Here is a 17,040-nt window from a genome sequence, read left to right on the forward strand (position 1 = left end):
CAGCACGGCCATATCGTCGATCGAATCGGCGCCGGCGATCATCCCGGCCACCAGCGACGCGACTTTTAGCCCCGCGTTTGCGCCCTTGTCCGTCGGGACCGAGAGCCAGTCATCGGCCAGTTCCTGCAGGCCGGCGTCACGGGCCAGCGTCATCACCGGGAGCAGCCCGGCAGCCGACACGAGGTTCGGCTCATCAAAGGAAACTGACACAGCGGACCGCTTATGCGAAACTTGCACCTACGAGATGCCTCTCTTTTCGGTTGTCAATGGGTTCTAGACAAACTCCATTTTCCTTGAAAAGACGGGCATTCTCGGTTTAACCCGCCGTCGGCGCCCCGATCAGCATCGGTGGATCAAGGCTAAGGAATGAACCTTTCGCGGCACGACGGCGCCAACGACCGCAAAGATCGCAGACATGTAGAAGTTCATTTGCCAGCCGAAAGCCAGGCTGGCTACCGCGCCGCCAATGATCGGGCCGCAGATCGCGCCGATCCTGCCGACGCCCAACGACCAGCTCAAAGCTGTTGCACTGGGTGACTGTGGTTGGGTTGCGCAGTAACCGCCCACCAGGATCTGGGTCCCCACCGAACCGAGGCCGGCGAAAGCAACGATGACCAGCAGCATGGCCAGAGGCAGCTGCAGGGTCAACATCGGATGGCTACGAATGCGAGGAGGAATGAGGCCGTGACCACCTTTTTGATGCCTATCCGGTCCGCAATCATCGAGGCGCTGATGGAACCTAAAATTGCGCCTGCATTGAGCACAAGAAGGAATGTCGGTGAGTCGCCCAGATTAAATCCCGCCTGTCGCATGATTTGCGGCAGCCACGTGTTCAGGCCGTACACGAGCAGCAAGCCGCAGAAGTTCGCCAAGGCGAAAAGGATGGTGGAAAGCAGGAATTTCCGCGTGAAGATGGTTCTAAGGCTGGAGTATCCGGCGGCGGGCGTCGCGCCCGTGTCCTCCGTGGAAACGATGTCCGAATAGATCAGGCCAAAACGTTCAGCCGTGGCCTCGGCTTCTGCAGGGCGTCCGGTACGGGCGAGATATGCCATAGGGAGGCTCCCACGCCGCCAACCGAGTATCCGCTGAAGATGAGGGCGCTAGCTATCTGACGCCTTTCCTTGCGGGCGTACTCGACGGTCAGGGCAATGCAGGTGGGGACCGGGTGCAGTTTAAATGGGCATAATGCTGCCGAGTGTTAGCGCCCATGAAAAACTGCCCATAGGCGGCCACGAAAATGCCCAGCAATACTTTCAGGGCATTGAGGCATTGAGGCATTGAGGCATTGAGGCATTGAGACATTGAGACCTTAACACCGCTAAGGTTAGGGTGGTCCTCTCCACCTTAGCGCTGATAAGGAGTGCCCGTGTTCACGGTCATATCGGCAGATGGCACCGAGGTTCAAGCGCAAGCGTGCGGAGCAGGGCCGACGATTCTGATTTTGCCGCCTGGCATGGATGACGGTGCTGGCTATCGAAAGGTTGCGGGTGCTCTCGCTGAGAGGCACAGAGTCATTGTTTTACACCGCCGCCAATATCGGTTGGATTTACCTGCCGGCTGCTCCTTCGCGGACGAAGTCGCGGATGTTAAGGCGGTCGTCGACTTGCTCGGTGAGAAAGTGCTGATCTTCGGGCACTCCTCCGGCGGGTACCTGGCTTCGGAGTGCTTAGCCGCCATGCCTTGGGCATTTCACGCGGGCGCAATTTATGAACCACCAGTACCATTGCACAGGCTCGTAGGCGGAGAGTTCCTTCCATCAGCGCAGCGCGCGGTGGCGGCTGGAAGGCCGGGCAGGGCCATGCAAATATTCACTCGCGACATGGTGGAGCTACCAGCGTGGCACGCCCGGCTGATCGGAGTGTTCGTGAGTCTCGTGCCCAAGATGAGGAAGATGGCTGCACGGCAGATAGCTGACGTTGCCGCCATGGACGCTCTTGGCTTTCGCCTGAGCAACTTCGACCGCGTGTCGGCGCCGGTTCTGCTGATCGGCGGAGATCGCAGCCCTGGACACCTGAATGCCCGATTGGACGCGCTCAGAAACGTTCTGCAGAAATCAGAGCAAGTCGTGCTGCGTGGCCAAGGCCACTCCGCGCAGATGAGGGCACCGCAGGAACTTGCGGCGCTGATCACCGAGTTCTACGCCCGCATCACTGCCGGCGTACCCCAGCAACGGAAGTTCCATGACTGACATCCCTCTCCCGAAGGCGACCCGGTATGCGTCTCGAATATGACCAATTCTGCTGCAAGAGAAGTGTCTTAACGCTCATCGACTCCAAGCTTGTGACACGCCCCTTCCGCCCTCCCTCGATGGCGGCCGTCATCGGCCACGCTGCAGCCCAGACTGCAGTGCCTGGTGATCTTGAGTGGAACGACAGTGTGCACAGTAATGATGCTATTGGCCTCGGACTGGGCCGTACGTCCGTCGGACTGGCCCGGATTAGGTATGTTTTCTGGAGTTCCCAGTATTCGCAAGGGCGGAGATCTGGTTCGAGTCCCACCTCGGGCACGCGTTTTCCCTTAGGCTGGGGGCCTTTTAAGGGCCTCTAGCCCTGTGTACACTGTACACACCCTGCTTGGAGATGCTGTGTCGGCCGATACCTCCACAACAACTGGTTCCACCAGAGTCAGGGTCACCGGGGATGCGTCTGTTTTGAAGCGGTCGAGAGTGGTTCCTTTGACCGTTGTCGGCCATGGGTGTCCTGACTCTGCGGGACGTAGCTGGGCAAGCCGGCCACAATGTCCCTGGGCCGGTCGATCGGGCCGATGACGGCCGCGCCCACGATGTCCACGGCCGATCTTCGTTTCAACTTGAGCCAGGCTCTTTTGCCCGATTCCTACGGTTGTTCTGAGCCTTTAGTCTTCCCTGTCAAGTTCAGCGTGTTGAACCACCTAATACTACAGTCGCATTTAATTCCGGTCCCGGGAGCTGAATTACAACGGCAGAGCCATCGACTCAATGTAGCGGCGAGTTTCTGGCGGAAACACCCCTGGGGAGGGCGGTTTCCTTTCACAGCGTCGCAACGTCTCACGCATTGCGTGAGGGTTCCGGGCCTTCGACCCACGCACGGTCGTCAAGCGCGAGCGTTTTCCAGCCCACATACGACAGTCCCAGGGCATAGGGCAGTGTGCCGATGACGCTGAATGCCAGCGTGGACGGCAGGATTATGGACGCGATGATGAATGCAGCTACGGCCACTGCCGGCACACCATGGGATAAAGCCGTTCCGCCAGAGCGCCAGCAGGAACAGTGGAAGTCCGAAGTAGACGCCGATGAGCCCCTGAATCTGCCATGCGGCCATATTTACCGGCGTCGCCGACCCCTCGAGGATCCCGACGGCTTCGTCAATGGGCAGCCCGGATTGGCCCAGGGCAAGGGCGAACCAGTCGACCAGGAGCATCCCGCTCAGGTTGACCAGGCCGACAAATGCTAGCAGCCCCGCGGCTCGGCCCCAGATGACTGCCCGGTGGCGAACCATCGTCAGCAGTCCCAGCACTGAGATCGACAGGAAGACCCAGCCGTAATGAAGGAACAGCGGCGCCACCTCGCCCTGAAGGGAATTGGCGCTGATCGTTTGGATGAAACTTGCAGATGTGTCTTCAGGCTCCCATGGTGTGAGAGCCATTCCGGCGAGCATACCCAAGGCGCCGACGAAGAGTCCTGCTGCCGTCGTTATGCGGCTGAACCGTGCTGTCTGAAGGATCATCGTGACCACTCGCCTCGGAGGACCATGGTATGTCCGGCCATTGTCCTCCTGCAGCCTGCGGCGGACAAGCAGAATGGGCTTGACAGCCGGACGCCATCAGCGTGTCTGTCCTGTCTCAGTGAATCTGAAGCATGAAGTGCTGAGTTTACGGGCGCTCCGGCGCTGGAAGCCGGCACCGGGGTCTGGAATCCCCGAGCCGCGAAGACCCGGTCGACGGGTTCCGCTGGTAACCCGGTGTTGGACCGGACACACGGAGGAGATCACGAGCGAGACTCCTGAATCAGCTGGACTGTTGGGCAGACTTTCCCGGCAACGAACCTAGTACTACAGCCCCGTTTAGGGGGTGTGTCCGCGGGTTTTGTAATGACAATATTGAGCGGCGGGTGTTGGTGTCTTCGCCAGATTGAGTGTTCCAAGACTTGTACCGGGCCGGTGGTAAGGTGCTTCATGGTGTGGGCCCGGTGGGAGTCACATGACCGGCGCTGCTTAGGCCACAGCTCGACGTAGCGATCTACGTCCTGTCGGAATGGGCTGATTCCAGCGCAGCCGCCAATCAGGCTGCAACATCGTGATGGTCAATCGTCATCTCTCTATCATCCCGGTCCGCCTTCGTAGGAATCCACGGGAGCCCGGAACTGATCGTTTCCGCGCCAGTGCCGGCGGAGGGCGTCGAGTTCGACGACACTGCTTCATTCAGACTCTGGCACTGAGCCCACAGCTTTTTTTGCAGAAGAATGGTCTGGTCGATGTGAGCCAGGCCGGCGTCGTACTTCCTGAGGGTGTCGTAGGTCTTCCTCACCTCGCTGCGATCCTTGATCAGACCCCGCTCGACTGTGCTGCTAAGAATCCACGCCGTGTCGATGACCTTGATCCCGAATTTACTGGCGAACTTCTGGCCCCTGTGCTCGTCGATGACGACGTATACGTCCTCGCCCCGGTCTTTGCGCACCATGGCATGGGCGATGACCATGACTTCACCGAGATCTCGGCTCTGTATGAGCCGTTCGGCAAGAGGAGTACCGGTGAGCTTTTTCACTGCAGCAGACAGCGCTTCAGCGTCTTCTGACGAAACCGACGAGTCGAAAAACTCCGATGCAGTCATGATCGCTCAGCCATTGCCAGTTGGGGGACCATCGTCGGCGGAAAATCCCGGCGGTTCGACCCGCGCTTTCCAACCTGATCGTCAACGACATCCGAACATGGAGTTGATTGGATCCCGCTGACTTCGATCAGCAGGCTCTGTTCAACCTCTGAGGCGAGGCTCTTATTTCCAAGGCCGGCCCTCGAGTGGAGCAAAAGTCGCGCTGGGAACAGCCCGGGGACAGCGCACGAAACCACGGTGAAGGCCGTGACACTTGCGGACAAGCCCAAGGTTCACGGTCTTCACTGTCACCTCCTGCTGTGCGGAGGCATTACGTCAGGCAGGGACTCAGCTGAGGTAACCGTTCGGGTCAAGAACGTATTTGGTGGCGGCACCGGCGTCAAACTCCGCATAGCCTTTGGGCGCCTCCTCCAAGGGGATGGCCTTGGCATTGACGTTCTTGGCAATGCTCACCTTGTCATGCAGGATGGCCATCATCAGCGGCCGGTTGTACCTCATCACCGGGCACTGCCCCGTGGTGAAGCTCAGGGACTTGGCCCAGCCCGTGCCCAGACTCAGGCTCAGGGACCCCTTCTTCGCGGCCTCATCCACGCCGCCGGGGTCGCCTGTGACATACAAGCCCGGAATGCCCAGCGCGCCGCCTGCCGCCGTGATGTCCATTAGCGAGTTCAGCACCGTCGCCGGCGCTTCCTTGGCATCAGGCCCGTGGCTGCGCGCTTCGAAGCCCACCGCATCAACACCGCAGTCCACCTCCGGTACGCCCAGGATCTGTTCAATCTGCTCCGCCGGCCCGCCTTGGGTGAGGTCCACCGTCTCGCACCCGAAGCTGCGTGCCTTCTCCAGCCGCTCCTTGTTGAGGTCGCCCACAATCACGACGGCGGCACCCAGCAGCTGGGCGCTGGTAGCCGCTGCCAGGCCAACAGGTCCGGCACCGGCAATGTATACAGTGGACCCCACGCCCACGCCTGCACTCACAGCGCCGTGAAAACCAGTGGGGAAGATGTCCGAGAGCATGGCCAGGTCCAGGATCTTTTCCATCGCCTGGTCCTTGTCCGGAAACTTCAGCAGGTTCCAGTCCGCGTACGGGACAAGCACATAGTTGGCCTGGCCTCCCACCCAGCCGCCCATGTCCACATAGCCATAGGCGCTGCCGGGGCGGTCCGGATTGACATTCTGGCAAATGCCCGTCTTGCGTTCCTTACAGTTCCGGCAACGGCCGCACGAAATGTTGAAGGGGACCGAGCACAGGTCTCCCACCTTGATGAATTCGACGCCGGGACCCACCTCCACAACTTCGCCGGTAATTTCGTGCCCCAGCACCAGGTTGGTTGGGGCCGTTGTGCGTCCGCGGACCATGTGCTGGTCCGAACCGCAGATGTTGGTAGCCACAGTTTTGAGGATGACCCCGTGGGGTACCTGACGCCCCACATTCGCCGGGTTGACGCCCGGTCCGTCCTTGAGTTCGAAGGTAGGGTAGTCGACGTCGATCACCTCGACCTTGCCTGGTTCTTTGTAAGCGACGGCTTTGTTCCCGGTCATTTCAATCTCCCTCTTGTCCTCATGGTCGTGCAGTGTGCCGCCATGATTTTCGAAATATCCGATGGACCTCAACTGGTGGGCATTTCCGGCGCAATCACTCGCCGGCGGCTTTCAGGAGTTGGGGGTTAAACCAGTTTAAGCAAGCCGGTTCCGTGCGGTCTACGGCCAGCGGTACGTGCTTTTGGCGAAAGCGTTTCACCCGCGAAAGCGTCCACTGGCCAGGCGGGGACTTACTCCGGAAAGCCTTGTAGTGTCGTGGGCACCGGGCGAGGTGGCCGCCACGCCCCGCTTCAGTGGATGCCGCCAACGAGGAATCATGGCTATGGACGATGACGAAGCACAGGTCTGGGGCAGTGCAGCAACCGGCTTGCGCAGGCTCTGCAGCTCCTGGACCTCGAAGTGGACCAGGAGCTGCTCCTCGATCTGGCCAGGAAATCCGCAGGCTCGGGGATCCACGCGGCCCCACCGGTCACCAGCCGAAGGGCAGCAACTTGGTTCCTCGAAGGGGCGCCTGCCTTCCCGGACACGATGACTTCCCTGGACCCGGAGGCGCCGTGCTGGAACCTTGGACCGCCCCCGCTTTAGGCTGGTTTCTGGCTTCGTCGCCAGGTACATGAACATGCCATCCACCTCGTTGACGCTCGTCAGGCATCTGGCCTGGCGGACCCAGTGTTCCCCGAGGATTTCCTGCTCGACGGCATTGACGAGGCCCTGGCATGTTCGCCCCGCGACAGCTTCGGCTGAAGAGAGAATGGCCGATCGAGGAAAGGCCGTTACCTTCCGCCTGCCCAACAGCTCCACCTGGGCTGTCGGCAGCGGGTGTGTTGCGGCATCGGGCACGGCACCGCCGCACGAAATGTACCTGGGCTTCTGGGGTCGTTTGCAGCCTTTCAGCCGCCGCAGCGCTTGACGGCGACGTCTACCTCGCATTGCGCGTCCTTCGTGGTCCGCTCACGCCGTGAAGTCCGCTGAAGTGCACGAGCTCCCTCTTAACGATGAGACCCGGCCGGGCAAACTTAAGAGGCATCCGCCACATGCCGGTGGACACGTTGGTCCGGCTACACGTCTTCGTATCGGGTAGTCGGACCATGCCGACTCGCTTGGCCGCGCTACCACACCCATCACCGAACGGCCTGAACGGCCGAATGAAAAAGGCTTCCCTTCTTCCAGCAGTGCACTGTCCAGTGCACCACTCCGAAGGGCAACCTCGTTGGCCACCCTCCAAGGTCAGCCGTCCAAAACGGGCCGGGCTACGGCCTGCGCGCTGGCATAGACTTCCGGGAGATCTTCAACCCTGATCCGTAAAGGATGGCCCAAGCCCGCTCTCGATCCCGAATACCTGACTCTCCGGTAGAGCTGCGAATATCGGGGGTTCCCCGGACCGGAGCACGACCCGTCCGACTTTCCGATGAAACTGGACCGTCTCGGTCAACGGGAGCGAGTGGGACGAGGAGGAAGGCGACGACGGCGAATGATGGAAGCAGGCATGGGTCTCGGCGGCGACCTGCTTGTCCTGTCCTCGATGACGGTTGAGCCCAAGCTCCGGGGCAACCACACCGGCCATGCCACCCTCAAAGCCATCCTGGGGACCGTGGCGCGCAACACTGCGCTGGTCATCCTGGAGGCGGCGCCGTTGCTGACCGACAATGCACCGGAAGAAAGGAGCACAGGAACATGCAGCCGCAAGGGAAGCGCTGCGCCGGCACTGGATGGCCTTTGGCTTCCGGGAGGCGGCTTGCGACTACCTCTTTCTTAGAGCCTGATTGGACGACTCAGCGGACCTGCCCCCATGCCGTCGCCGGCCGCCACTAGACTGCACGTCTACACCACTGTCTTCGCCGCACTCACGCCAGACTCAAATAACTCTCTCGATGCGGACGAAGACGATGTCGACCTGCCTAACGGCAATGAACCCGAACTCTTCCACCACGACCTGCTTCAATCGGAGCAGGAAGCCCTTCAGCCGCCGGCTAAAAGATCCCTCAAACCGTGCCCTCAAGCAGGCCTGCCCCCAACCCGCAATTCAAGCCAACGGGCTCGATCGCCAAGCTGCCACCGGGACAGCCTGCGCCGCTGGAGGGGTATAGCTTGTCCCATCGCGGAGCATGGACCAGAGGACATTGAAGCGGCGCCTGGCAAGGGAGAGCAGCGCCCGGATGTGAGTTTTCCCTTCCACGCGTTTTCGGTCGGACCCATATCGCTTGTCGTCACCATGCCGAACCGGACATCTGTCCCTCATGAGGTGCATGGGCGCTCAGGCCACTCCCCCACCCCGCCACAGCGGCCAGTTCCAGCGCCTCGAACGATCCTGTCCTCACATGCGTCCAGATGGCAGTCGTTCGTCGTTACAGGTGGCAGTGGAGGCATTGGGCGGATAATCGCAGAGCATCTAGCCACGATCGGACACGTGGTCACCCTCGACCCCACTCTCGCCGGTAGCAGCACGCCTCGCATCACCCCTTCCAGGGTGATGCCGGCGACGCAACTGCCGCGATCGCAGCCGCGCATCTCGCAGAGGAACACGGCCCGTTGACCGGCTGGGTGAACAATGCAGCAGTCTTCCGAGACGCGAGTCTCGCGACGGCAGCCGCCGATGAGATCACAGCACTGATAAACCTAAATCTCAACCTCGCCTAGTCGGCTGCCACACAGCCGTCCGGCACTTTCTCGACCACGATCGAGCTGGCTCGATCGTCAATGTGTCTTCGCATCAAGCTCAGCGCCCCGTCCGCGGAGCGCTGCCCTACGCAACCGCCAAGGCAGCCATCGAGGGCCTCACCCGTGCCGCCGCCGTCGACCACGGCCCGCACGGCATCCGTGTCAACGCTCTCACACTAGGCGGCACGTGCGGCTGTAGCCTTCGGCAGGTTGGAGTCCGCGGATAGGTTAGCGAGAAACTGACCGGCAATGACGCTGTCTTGATGGCCGCCCGGAATTACCTGAACCCGATGAGGTGACTAGTCCATCCGGCGGGCGAGCTTCCCGTGGATGGCGGTGACTGATTCGGCTGCGTGCGGGAGCCGTTTTGCGTCCGTGCGTACTTGGTGAAGGGTCGCGTCGTAGCTGGGGCGCTGTTTACTGCGGGCTGCGTCCTTCTGGGAACGCAGAAAGCGTTTGGCTGTTCTGTTGACCAGCTTGCGCGTTGGTTTACGGGCGGGGCGGGATGCCCGGGATTTGACGGGCGGGTGATCCCGGAATCCTTCGAGCTCATCCAGGAGCTGGTAGTAGCGGGCGCTGCCGAGCGTGTGAAGGACCTTCTGGTAGCCGGCGTTGTAGGCAGTGTTCAGTTCATGTTCGATCGGGCTAGGGACCGGGGCGGTGGAGTGCTCCCGTGCCAGCTACCACCAAACTTTCAGACCGGCACCGCAGCTGTTTCGGGATTTTCCACAACGGGCCCACGGCTATCGCCGGCCCACACACCGCACCACTTGACGGCGGCTCGGGTCGATGTTCGTTGGGACTATCGCCTTGTGGAGATACGGCAGAGGCTTCAGTCGATGGCAGCCAGAATGGTATTCAAGGCGTCATCCTTGGTGGATCCCGGGACGTCCGACAGCGAAGCGCTGAAGTAGTGATCGTCCGTGCAGAGTATTGCCTGCTGGGAAGTGTCGATTGTCGTAGTCCATCCGGACCAGCCGCGGGACTGCGCCCAGTCAGCATCGATTCTGGTGGCGGCCGGCCCGAGCTGGCTGTCGTCATCGCACGTTCGTTTGATGTTGGCGAGCTCGTCGCTGGCGCCGGACAAGTTCAGGGAGCTGAGAGTGGCAACGGGGACAGTAATGTCGCCGATGACTGCCGTGTAAGCACAGATGCTCGCCCCCCGCCCTTCGGGTGATCCCGCCGGGGGCTGCACCCGAGGCAGGCCAGCGAACTTTGCGAGGTACGTCTCGCCGGCGTCACAGAACTGAGCCGACGGCAGCCCTGTTGTCGGTATCCGCTGTCGCGGTGGGAGTGAGGGGCTTGCTGTAGCCGAGGCCGATGGGGAAGTTCCTGCCGAGGGTTGGTGATCTGCTGATGGGGCGCTGGATGTCTCCGCCTTCGGTTGTTGAGCCCCGCACCCTGTCAAGGCAAGTGTTGCGAGGGCCGCGGTGAGAACCTTGACCAAGGATTGCTGCATGATGTCCCCCCATAGATCAGCGATGGTTCACAGTACCAGCATGGCTGTCTGCGGTTCGGACCGGCTTGAGACTTCAGTCGGCGGTAAATCCCATTGGTTCAAGTGATGGCCGATTATCGATGATGGCGCCGACGATCACTTCTCGGAGCGCGGTCTTGCTGTGGGTGCTCAGCACGTTGGCAGTGACGCCCTCGTCCTGGCGCGCAAGAGCCAGCAGGAAGTGTTCGGCGCTGATCTGGAGATCCCGTCCCGGGACCACCGGGCTGTACATCGCGATCCAGGCGGTGCTATTTTGCCGGTGCTGCGTATGTTCCGATCGACGCCGAAGATCCAGAAGAGCGGGCACGGCTGGGCTTGGGGAAGCCAGCGCTGCCGGAGTGCTGACCGCAGGGCGTATTGCGGTATCCCGGGAGCGGTCCGTGCCTCTGCCGGCATGGACGGGGATGAGCCGCTTGGTTCCGGCGACAGGGTGCTGGCCGAGGCGACCGAGGTGAGTGCGGCACGGATGTACGGATCGCATCTTTTTGAGGGACGGGCTTCCGGCCGCTTTGGTCCCGATGCTCACGGTAGTCGATGTGCTTCCGGTGAAGACCAGCGGCAAGGTTGACCGGGCTGCGTTGCCGTGGCCCTTTCGGCCCGGCCCTCGGACCAACAGCCTGCGGCAGTTTTGGTTGAGGAAAAAGCCTCGATCGCGGAGCAGTCAGCGACGCCACCTTAAGTCCGGCGTTGGCGCCCTTGTCGGTCGGCACGCTCAGCCACTCGTCGGCCAGGTCACCGAGTCCGGCCGCGAGGGCCAGTCCCATGACCGGGACCAGGCCGGCGGCCGACACAAGGTTGGGCTCGTCGAAGGAAACTGACAAGGACGCGCCGGTATGGGAAAGTTGCATCTACGAGATGCCTCTCTTTTCAGTGAAAAGGTGTTCTAGACAAACCCCATTTTCCGCGAAAAGACAGGCATTCTCGGTTTAAACCGCCGACGGCACCCAGATCAGCATCGGTGGATCAAGGCTTAGGCCACAAACCCTGCTTGCGCCACAGGCCAGTAATTCGGTGGCACGGCGCGTTGGGTCCGGCGTTGACCAACCACCACGGGGTGCTGCAGATCTCAGTCGCGGCAGCCGTACACTGTCTGTGAGGGGAGATGGTTATGGCCGGTACACTTCTCGAGACCAAGCTCCGCGTCCCCAGGCTGCGACGCGGTTTGACAGCGCGTCCGAGGTTGAGCGAGCGCCTGAACCGTGGAGCGGAGTCGACATTGACGCTCGTGTCGGCTCCGGCCGGGTTCGGTAAGACGACGCTGATGACTGAGTGGCTGGCATCCGTTTGCGGTGATGGAAGGTCGGCGGCGTGGCTCTCGCTGGATAAGCGTGACAACGATCCTGCGCTGTTCTGGACATACTTCGTCACGGCGCTGAAAAGGGTGTCCGGCGGGGTTGGTGCCGCTGCGCTCTCGCTCCTGCAGTCGGCTCAGCCGCCCATCGATGCAGTACTGGCTACTTTGCTCAATGACCTCCACACCGTCTCGAATGATGTCGTTCTGGTTCTCGATGACTTCCACGTCATCGATGCACGTGAAATACAGGAGGGGATTGTCTTTCTGCTGGAGCATCTGCCACCGCAGGTTCATCTGGTGATTGCTTGCCGGGCTGACCCAATGTTGCCGCTGGCACGGTTGAGGGCACGGGGCGAGCTCGTCGAGATCCGCGCCGCCGATCTGCGATTCACTGCGGACGAGGCAGCGGATTACCTCAACGGCGTCATGGGAATGGCGTTGACGGCCGGGGATGTGGCAATCCTGGAGGGTCGCACCGAGGGATGGATCGCGGCGCTCCAGCTCGCGGCGCTTTCGATGCAGGGTCGGGAAGACGTCGCTGGGTTCATCGCGGGCTTTGCCGGACACGACCGATACATCGTTGACTATTTGGTCGAGGAGGTCCTGCAGCGCCAACCGGAGAATGTCCAACAGTTCTTGCTCCAAACTTCCGTCCTGGACCGGCTTACCGGCCCACTGTGCGATGCCGTCACGGGACAGGACAGCGGCAAGGTCAGTCTGGTGGCATTGGAGCGAGGGAACCTGTTTCTAGTCCCACTTGATGAACGCCGTCAGTGGTATCGCTATCACCAGCTCTTTGTCGACGTTCTGCAGGCGCGCCTGTTGGACGAGCACGGCGAAGAGGTCCAGGGTCTGCACCGGCGGGCAAGCGCGTGGTACGAACAGAATGGCGAGGGGCACGACGCAATTCGCCATGCCTTGGCTGCGAAGGATTTCGGGAGGGCGGCGGACCTCGTGGAGCTGGCGATTCCCGCGATTCGGAGGAACCGGCAGGAGGCTGTGCTGCGCTCCTGGTTGACGTTGCTCCCCGACGACGTCGTCCGTGTCAGGCCCGTCCTCGGGGTGGGGCTCGTTGGCGCGTTGGTTGTGAGCGGAGATGTCGAGGGAGTCGAGAGCCGGCTGCGGGAAGCCGAACGATGGCTGAAGTCGTCGACGGATGTGAGTGACATCCAGGCCGGATCAACGGAGATGGTCGTAGTTGACGACGAGGAATTTCGCCGTCTTCCCGAGACGATCGAAGTTTACCGGGCCGCGCTGGCGCTTGGCCGGGGCGACGGTCCCGGGACGGTTAGCCATGCCCGGCGTGCGCTTGATCTTGCACCTGAGGAGGACCACCTCAGCCGTGCCGCCGCATCCGGTTTGCTGGGGCTCGCCTACTGGGGTCGTGGGGAGCTCCAGGCAGCCCATCGGGCGTATGCCGAGTGTATGGCAGGTCTGCAACGGGCCGGGCATCTCGCGGACACTTTCGGATGCGCGATCGCATTAGGGGACATACGGATTGCGCAGGGGCATCTCAACGATGCCATGCGCACCTACGAACGTGCCCTGGGGCTGGTGCCCGGACAGCGCGGATCGGTTCTGCGGGGGACAGCGGACATGCATGTGGGGATGAGCGGGGTCTGCCGGGAGCGCGGCGACCTGCAGGGAGCTACCCGACTCCTGCTGCGCAGCCAGGAGTTGGGTCCCCTTAGCGAGCTGCCGCAAAACCTGTATCGCTGGCGGGTCGCCATGGCACGGATCCTTGAGGCGGAAGGTGACTTGGCCGGCGCACTCGATCTCCTGGCTGAGGCGGAGCGACTTTATGTGGGCGATTACTTCCCGAATATCCGTCCGGTGCCGGCTTTTAGGGCACGGATCCAGGTCGCGCAAGGGCGGTTGGGTGAAGCGCTCGGCTGGGTGCGGGAACGAGGCCTGTCGGCCGAAGATGACCTCAGCTACCTTCGGGAGTTCGAGCACATCACTCTTGCCAGGGTGCTTCTGGCCCGGTACACGAAAGAGCGCTCAGCGCCCTCCCTACAGGAGGCAATCCGGCTGCTGGGTCGACTGCTGCGAGCGGCGGAGGATGGAGGGAGAACGGGGAGTGCCATCGAGATCCTCGTGCTTCAGGCGCTTGCCGACCAGATGCGAGGGGACATCCCCGCGGCGCTTGTATCACTGCATCGAGCAGTAGCGATGTCGGAGCCGGAGGGCTACGTTCGCATTTTCGCTGAAGAGGGCGAACCGATGGTTTCCCTGCTGAAAGCGGCTGTAAAACAACGGGTAGCCCCAAGCTACCTCCGCCGGCTCATCGCGGACATGAACAACGCCGAAGACAGCGCACCCGTTAATCGGGGCATGATCGAGCCACTGAGTGAACGTGAACTGGACGTTCTCCGGCTGCTCGGAACGGACCTCGACGGCCCGGACATAGCTCGCGTGCTCATGGTGTCCCTGAACACGGTGCGCACTCACACCAGTCACATCTACGCGAAGCTCGGCGTGAACAACCGTCGGGCAGCGGTCCGTCAGGCCCAGGAACTCGATCTGTTCTCCCGTGCCAGCGACGGGTAGCCCGGCCGATGCCGCGGACAGCCGGGAAACGCTGCCAAGGCCGGTGAATGAATCACCACGCTAATCACCACATGTGATGAGGCGCGATCATTAGGTCTCCTTCTACTGTTCCATCAGGACAACGAACAGCGCAACGCCGGCTGAGGTTCATCCAGTCGGACAAAGTGAAGGACAGGCCAGTGAGCGAAATACCGATCGGCCATCACCACACCTCCGGATGGTACGAGATCCGCCTCGAAGGCCACCTGGATTCCCGGTGGGCTTCCTGGTTCAACGCACTGGGCCTGACGAACGAGAGCGACGGCACCACAGTCATCCAGAGTCAGGCGGCCGACCAGGCCGCTCTGCATGGTCTGCTCCAGAAAGTGCGCGATATCGGCCTGCCCCTGATATCTGTAACTCAGGTTGAACCCGATAAGCCCGAGTCCACCACAGAGCCCCGAAGCTCATCATCCACCAGCATCCCACGAAGGAGAACGACATCGTGACCAGCATCCGACCCGGAGCAGCAACGAAACGCATCCCGATGGACTCGCTAAGAAAGACCGCGCTGGCCGCGGGCGTGCTCTACCTGATCACCTTTATCTCAATCCCGACACTCGCTCTTTACGGTCCGGTGCGAACGGACCCCAACTACATCGCCGGCCCCGGCCCGGACACCGGCACGCTCTGGGGCGGCGCCCTGGAGATGATCGTAGCCCTTGCCTGCATCGGGACCGCGGTCGCACTGTACCCGGTAGTCAAGAGGCAGAACGAAGCGGTCGCGCTCGGTTTCGTCGGTTCACGCGTCCTGGAAGCGGCCGCAATTGTCACCGGCGTAGTTTGCCTGCTATCGGTCGTGACCCTGCGGCAGGCCGGAGCCGGAGCAAATGCGTTGCCCACCGGCCAGGCGCTGGTTGCCATGTACGACTGGACATTCCTCCTTGGACAGACCCTCATGCCGGCCGTGAACGCCCTGCTTTTGGGCTCCCTGCTGTACAGATCCCGTCTCGTGCCGCGAATTCTTCCGCTGCTGGGGCTCATCGGTGCCCCGCTGCTCCTCGCTTCCACCACCGCAACCTACTTCGGCATCAACGACAGGCTTTCTGTGTGGTCGGTGATCGCGACGGCCCCGATCGCGCTCTGGGAGTTTTCGCTGGGCATTTGGCTGGTCTCAAAAGGCTTCAGCCCCAGTCCCATCACAAAAGGAATGGCGGCCACGGTCATAGCGCCTGCCCGCAGTGACGTCCCCGCCTAGCGATCGAAACACCCGCATCCTCAACTGATCAGATCCAAAATATGTACTTGTGCATCCAATAAGGGACCTGACCTGCCCTGATAACGGATGCTCCGGGCCGTTCCGCCAGCCCTGATTCACACCAACCCGCTACACCTCACGAAAGCAGAAAGCCATGCCAACCACAGCCAACCCATCCCTGGAAAGACGCACCCTTATCCTATTTACGGTCCGTCTAGCCGCGGTTGCGGGCCTGGTCGCGGCCGTCGTCTTGTTCGTAAATGCTGCCAAGCGTGCCGGACTGATTCCCCTCAGCCCGGCAACGCAGCCGCCGCACCACTGGCACAGACACTCGCGATCATTCTGGTCATCGGCCTAGCCGCCGTTGCGATGCGCCAATCATCAAGATTCTCCTCCATTGCCCTCGCGCTGAACATTCTCGGGCTCGCCGCCGTGACTGGCGTGGAATGGGTGATCAACCTGGTTTTTGTCCGACTGGACCCCTCACAGATCGCTGACCTACGGACCGGTCCGCTCGGAACAGCCTTTGTGGCAGCCTCGATGATCTTCCTACTCGGATCTATCCTGTATTGCCTGGCACTGCTGCGGGACGGTAACGCACCCAGGACCCCGACAATCGCTTACGCCATCGCAACCATTCCAATCGCGCTGCGCAACTTCATCCCTGAACTGGCACTCGATCTGGCCCTTGCACTGCTAGGTGCCTCGGTCATATGGCTAGGCAAGTGGATGCTGCGAAGCCGTCCAGTTGCGGCACCTGACACGGCGCTGCCAAACGGTTCTCAGCCGCAGGCTATGTCGCCAGCAGGGAGGGAGTCCAATTAGATGTAACAGCTGCTCAAAGCAGGGACCGGTTCTGCCCGGATCCCTGCTTCGTTCGGTGTGGGCGGACTTCCTGGAAACCAGCCACCTGCGGGATCAGTCGGCCAGGGCTGACGATCCTGCATGTACAGCGACCTTCCCATGGCAAAGCTCCTCAATCGGGGAACGTTGCACTGACCATATGATTCCGCCAGTGTCTGTCCCAAAGGGGGATGATGCACTGCCGAAACCAACCACCTGGCGGAGACGGGCTTCAATGGCTTCCTCGCTTCGGGCGGGGTAGCCATACGCGGTGGGGAAACGCCGGTGCTTGAGATCCCTTGAGGGGATCCCAAGCGCCGGCGTCGATTGTGCCCCTGTGGAGGGGTTTACTGGATCTTGGCCAGGTCGCGGGTGCGGCCTTCTTTGGTGAGCAGGATCGCTGCTGCGGCGGCTACGAAGGCTAGGATCCACACAGAGCCGAGCAGGGTGCGACTGCCGCCGCCGAGGACCAGCAGGCCTGCGGCGATGGCGGGGGTGAAGCCTGCGCCGAACGTGGAGGCGCTCTGGTATGCCAGTGACGCGCCGGTGTAGCGCATGCGGGTTGGGAAGAGCTCGGCGGTAGAGGCCCTCTACATAGGCGGGAGATTGGAGTGT

Annotated in this window: 18 protein-coding genes and 2 pseudogenes; 7 read left to right on the top strand and 13 right to left on the bottom strand. The window is 61.7% G+C overall.

Annotated features, from left to right (window positions below; translation table 11 throughout):
* From J7E82_RS13730 to J7E82_RS13740, 3 genes and pseudogenes are all read right to left on the bottom strand, one after another.
* A pseudogene (locus J7E82_RS13730) lies at positions 1–237 on the bottom strand (IS1380 family transposase); the annotation flags it as partial.
* A gap of 102 nt (positions 238–339) precedes the next feature.
* A complete protein-coding gene (locus J7E82_RS13735) occupies positions 340–624 on the bottom strand; it encodes a hypothetical protein (RefSeq protein WP_214863577.1) in 285 nt (94 codons plus the stop codon).
* Between the two features lie 20 nt (positions 625–644).
* Positions 645–1,052 carry an MFS transporter gene (locus tag J7E82_RS13740; RefSeq protein WP_214863579.1) on the bottom strand — a complete coding sequence of 136 codons (408 nt, stop codon included), beginning with the start codon at positions 1,050–1,052 and terminating at the stop codon, positions 645–647.
* A 314-nt stretch (positions 1,053–1,366) separates the two neighbouring features.
* Between J7E82_RS13740 and J7E82_RS13745 the strand changes: the two genes are divergently transcribed.
* A complete protein-coding gene (locus J7E82_RS13745; RefSeq protein ID WP_214863581.1) occupies positions 1,367–2,188 on the top strand; it encodes an alpha/beta fold hydrolase in 822 nt (273 codons plus the stop codon).
* Between the two features lie 883 nt (positions 2,189–3,071).
* Here the strand turns inward: J7E82_RS13745 and J7E82_RS13750 are convergent.
* The 4 genes from J7E82_RS13750 to J7E82_RS21220 all read right to left on the bottom strand — a co-directional run bounded on the left by J7E82_RS13750 (position 3,072) and on the right by J7E82_RS21220 (position 7,185).
* A complete protein-coding gene (locus tag J7E82_RS13750; RefSeq protein ID WP_214863583.1) occupies positions 3,072–3,704 on the bottom strand; it encodes a hypothetical protein in 633 nt (210 codons plus the stop codon).
* 553 nt (positions 3,705–4,257) lie between these two features.
* On the bottom strand, positions 4,258–4,806 hold the full coding sequence (locus J7E82_RS13755) for a hypothetical protein (protein WP_214863585.1): 549 nt from the start codon (positions 4,804–4,806) through the stop codon (positions 4,258–4,260).
* A gap of 327 nt (positions 4,807–5,133) precedes the next feature.
* Positions 5,134–6,345: a formaldehyde dehydrogenase, glutathione-independent gene (gene fdhA / locus J7E82_RS13760; RefSeq protein WP_214863587.1), complete on the bottom strand. Its 1,212-nt coding sequence runs from the start codon at positions 6,343–6,345 to the stop codon at positions 5,134–5,136.
* 195 nt (positions 6,346–6,540) lie between these two features.
* Positions 6,541–7,185 carry a hypothetical protein gene (locus tag J7E82_RS21220; protein ID WP_214863588.1) on the bottom strand — a complete coding sequence of 215 codons (645 nt, stop codon included), beginning with the start codon at positions 7,183–7,185 and terminating at the stop codon, positions 6,541–6,543.
* A gap of 631 nt (positions 7,186–7,816) precedes the next feature.
* Between J7E82_RS21220 and J7E82_RS13770 the strand changes: the two genes are divergently transcribed.
* Both J7E82_RS13770 and J7E82_RS13775 read left to right on the top strand, forming a co-directional pair.
* Positions 7,817–8,101 (top strand): hypothetical protein, encoded by a 285-nt coding sequence (locus J7E82_RS13770; protein ID WP_214863590.1) that lies wholly within the window; start codon positions 7,817–7,819, stop codon positions 8,099–8,101.
* Between the two features lie 943 nt (positions 8,102–9,044).
* Positions 9,045–9,230 (top strand): SDR family oxidoreductase, encoded by a 186-nt coding sequence (locus J7E82_RS13775; protein WP_308113827.1) that lies wholly within the window; start codon positions 9,045–9,047, stop codon positions 9,228–9,230.
* 72 nt (positions 9,231–9,302) lie between these two features.
* On the opposite strand, the gene J7E82_RS21315 is transcribed toward J7E82_RS13775, so the two are convergent.
* The 5 genes and pseudogenes from J7E82_RS21315 to J7E82_RS20730 all read right to left on the bottom strand — a co-directional run.
* Positions 9,303–9,683, bottom strand: a complete 381-nt coding sequence (locus J7E82_RS21315) for a CHAD domain-containing protein (protein ID WP_214863700.1) — start codon at positions 9,681–9,683, stop codon at positions 9,303–9,305.
* A 152-nt stretch (positions 9,684–9,835) separates the two neighbouring features.
* Positions 9,836–10,198 carry a hypothetical protein gene (locus tag J7E82_RS13785; RefSeq protein ID WP_214863592.1) on the bottom strand — a complete coding sequence of 121 codons (363 nt, stop codon included), beginning with the start codon at positions 10,196–10,198 and terminating at the stop codon, positions 9,836–9,838.
* A 43-nt stretch (positions 10,199–10,241) separates the two neighbouring features.
* Positions 10,242–10,403: a hypothetical protein gene (locus J7E82_RS13790; RefSeq protein ID WP_214863594.1), complete on the bottom strand. Its 162-nt coding sequence runs from the start codon at positions 10,401–10,403 to the stop codon at positions 10,242–10,244.
* A gap of 132 nt (positions 10,404–10,535) precedes the next feature.
* A complete protein-coding gene (locus tag J7E82_RS21225) occupies positions 10,536–10,982 on the bottom strand; it encodes a Clp protease N-terminal domain-containing protein (RefSeq protein WP_374223619.1) in 447 nt (148 codons plus the stop codon).
* Between the two features lie 175 nt (positions 10,983–11,157).
* A pseudogene (locus J7E82_RS20730) lies at positions 11,158–11,349 on the bottom strand (IS1380 family transposase); the annotation flags it as partial.
* Between the two features lie 260 nt (positions 11,350–11,609).
* Between J7E82_RS20730 and J7E82_RS13800 the strand changes: the two are divergent.
* The 4 genes from J7E82_RS13800 (at position 11,610) to J7E82_RS13815 (ending at position 16,407) form a co-directional block, all read left to right on the top strand.
* On the top strand, positions 11,610–14,345 hold the full coding sequence (locus tag J7E82_RS13800; protein ID WP_214863598.1) for a LuxR C-terminal-related transcriptional regulator: 2,736 nt from the start codon (positions 11,610–11,612) through the stop codon (positions 14,343–14,345).
* A gap of 179 nt (positions 14,346–14,524) precedes the next feature.
* A complete protein-coding gene (locus tag J7E82_RS13805) occupies positions 14,525–14,833 on the top strand; it encodes a hypothetical protein (protein WP_214863600.1) in 309 nt (102 codons plus the stop codon).
* Positions 14,830–15,582: a DUF4386 domain-containing protein gene (locus J7E82_RS13810; RefSeq protein ID WP_214863602.1), complete on the top strand. Its 753-nt coding sequence runs from the start codon at positions 14,830–14,832 to the stop codon at positions 15,580–15,582. The genes J7E82_RS13805 and J7E82_RS13810 overlap by 4 nt, the downstream gene beginning before the upstream one ends.
* A 369-nt stretch (positions 15,583–15,951) precedes the next feature.
* Positions 15,952–16,407 (top strand): hypothetical protein, encoded by a 456-nt coding sequence (locus J7E82_RS13815; protein ID WP_214863604.1) that lies wholly within the window; start codon positions 15,952–15,954, stop codon positions 16,405–16,407.
* Between the two features lie 365 nt (positions 16,408–16,772).
* Here the strand turns inward: J7E82_RS13815 and J7E82_RS13820 are convergent, their stop codons facing one another.
* On the bottom strand, positions 16,773–16,982 hold the full coding sequence (locus J7E82_RS13820) for a hypothetical protein (RefSeq protein WP_214863606.1): 210 nt from the start codon (positions 16,980–16,982) through the stop codon (positions 16,773–16,775).
* Positions 16,983–17,040: the final 58 nt, after the last annotated feature.

The sequence above is a fragment of the Arthrobacter sp. ISL-30 genome (genome assembly GCF_018613855.1).
In the GTDB taxonomy this organism is placed as follows: domain Bacteria; phylum Actinomycetota; class Actinomycetes; order Actinomycetales; family Micrococcaceae; genus Arthrobacter.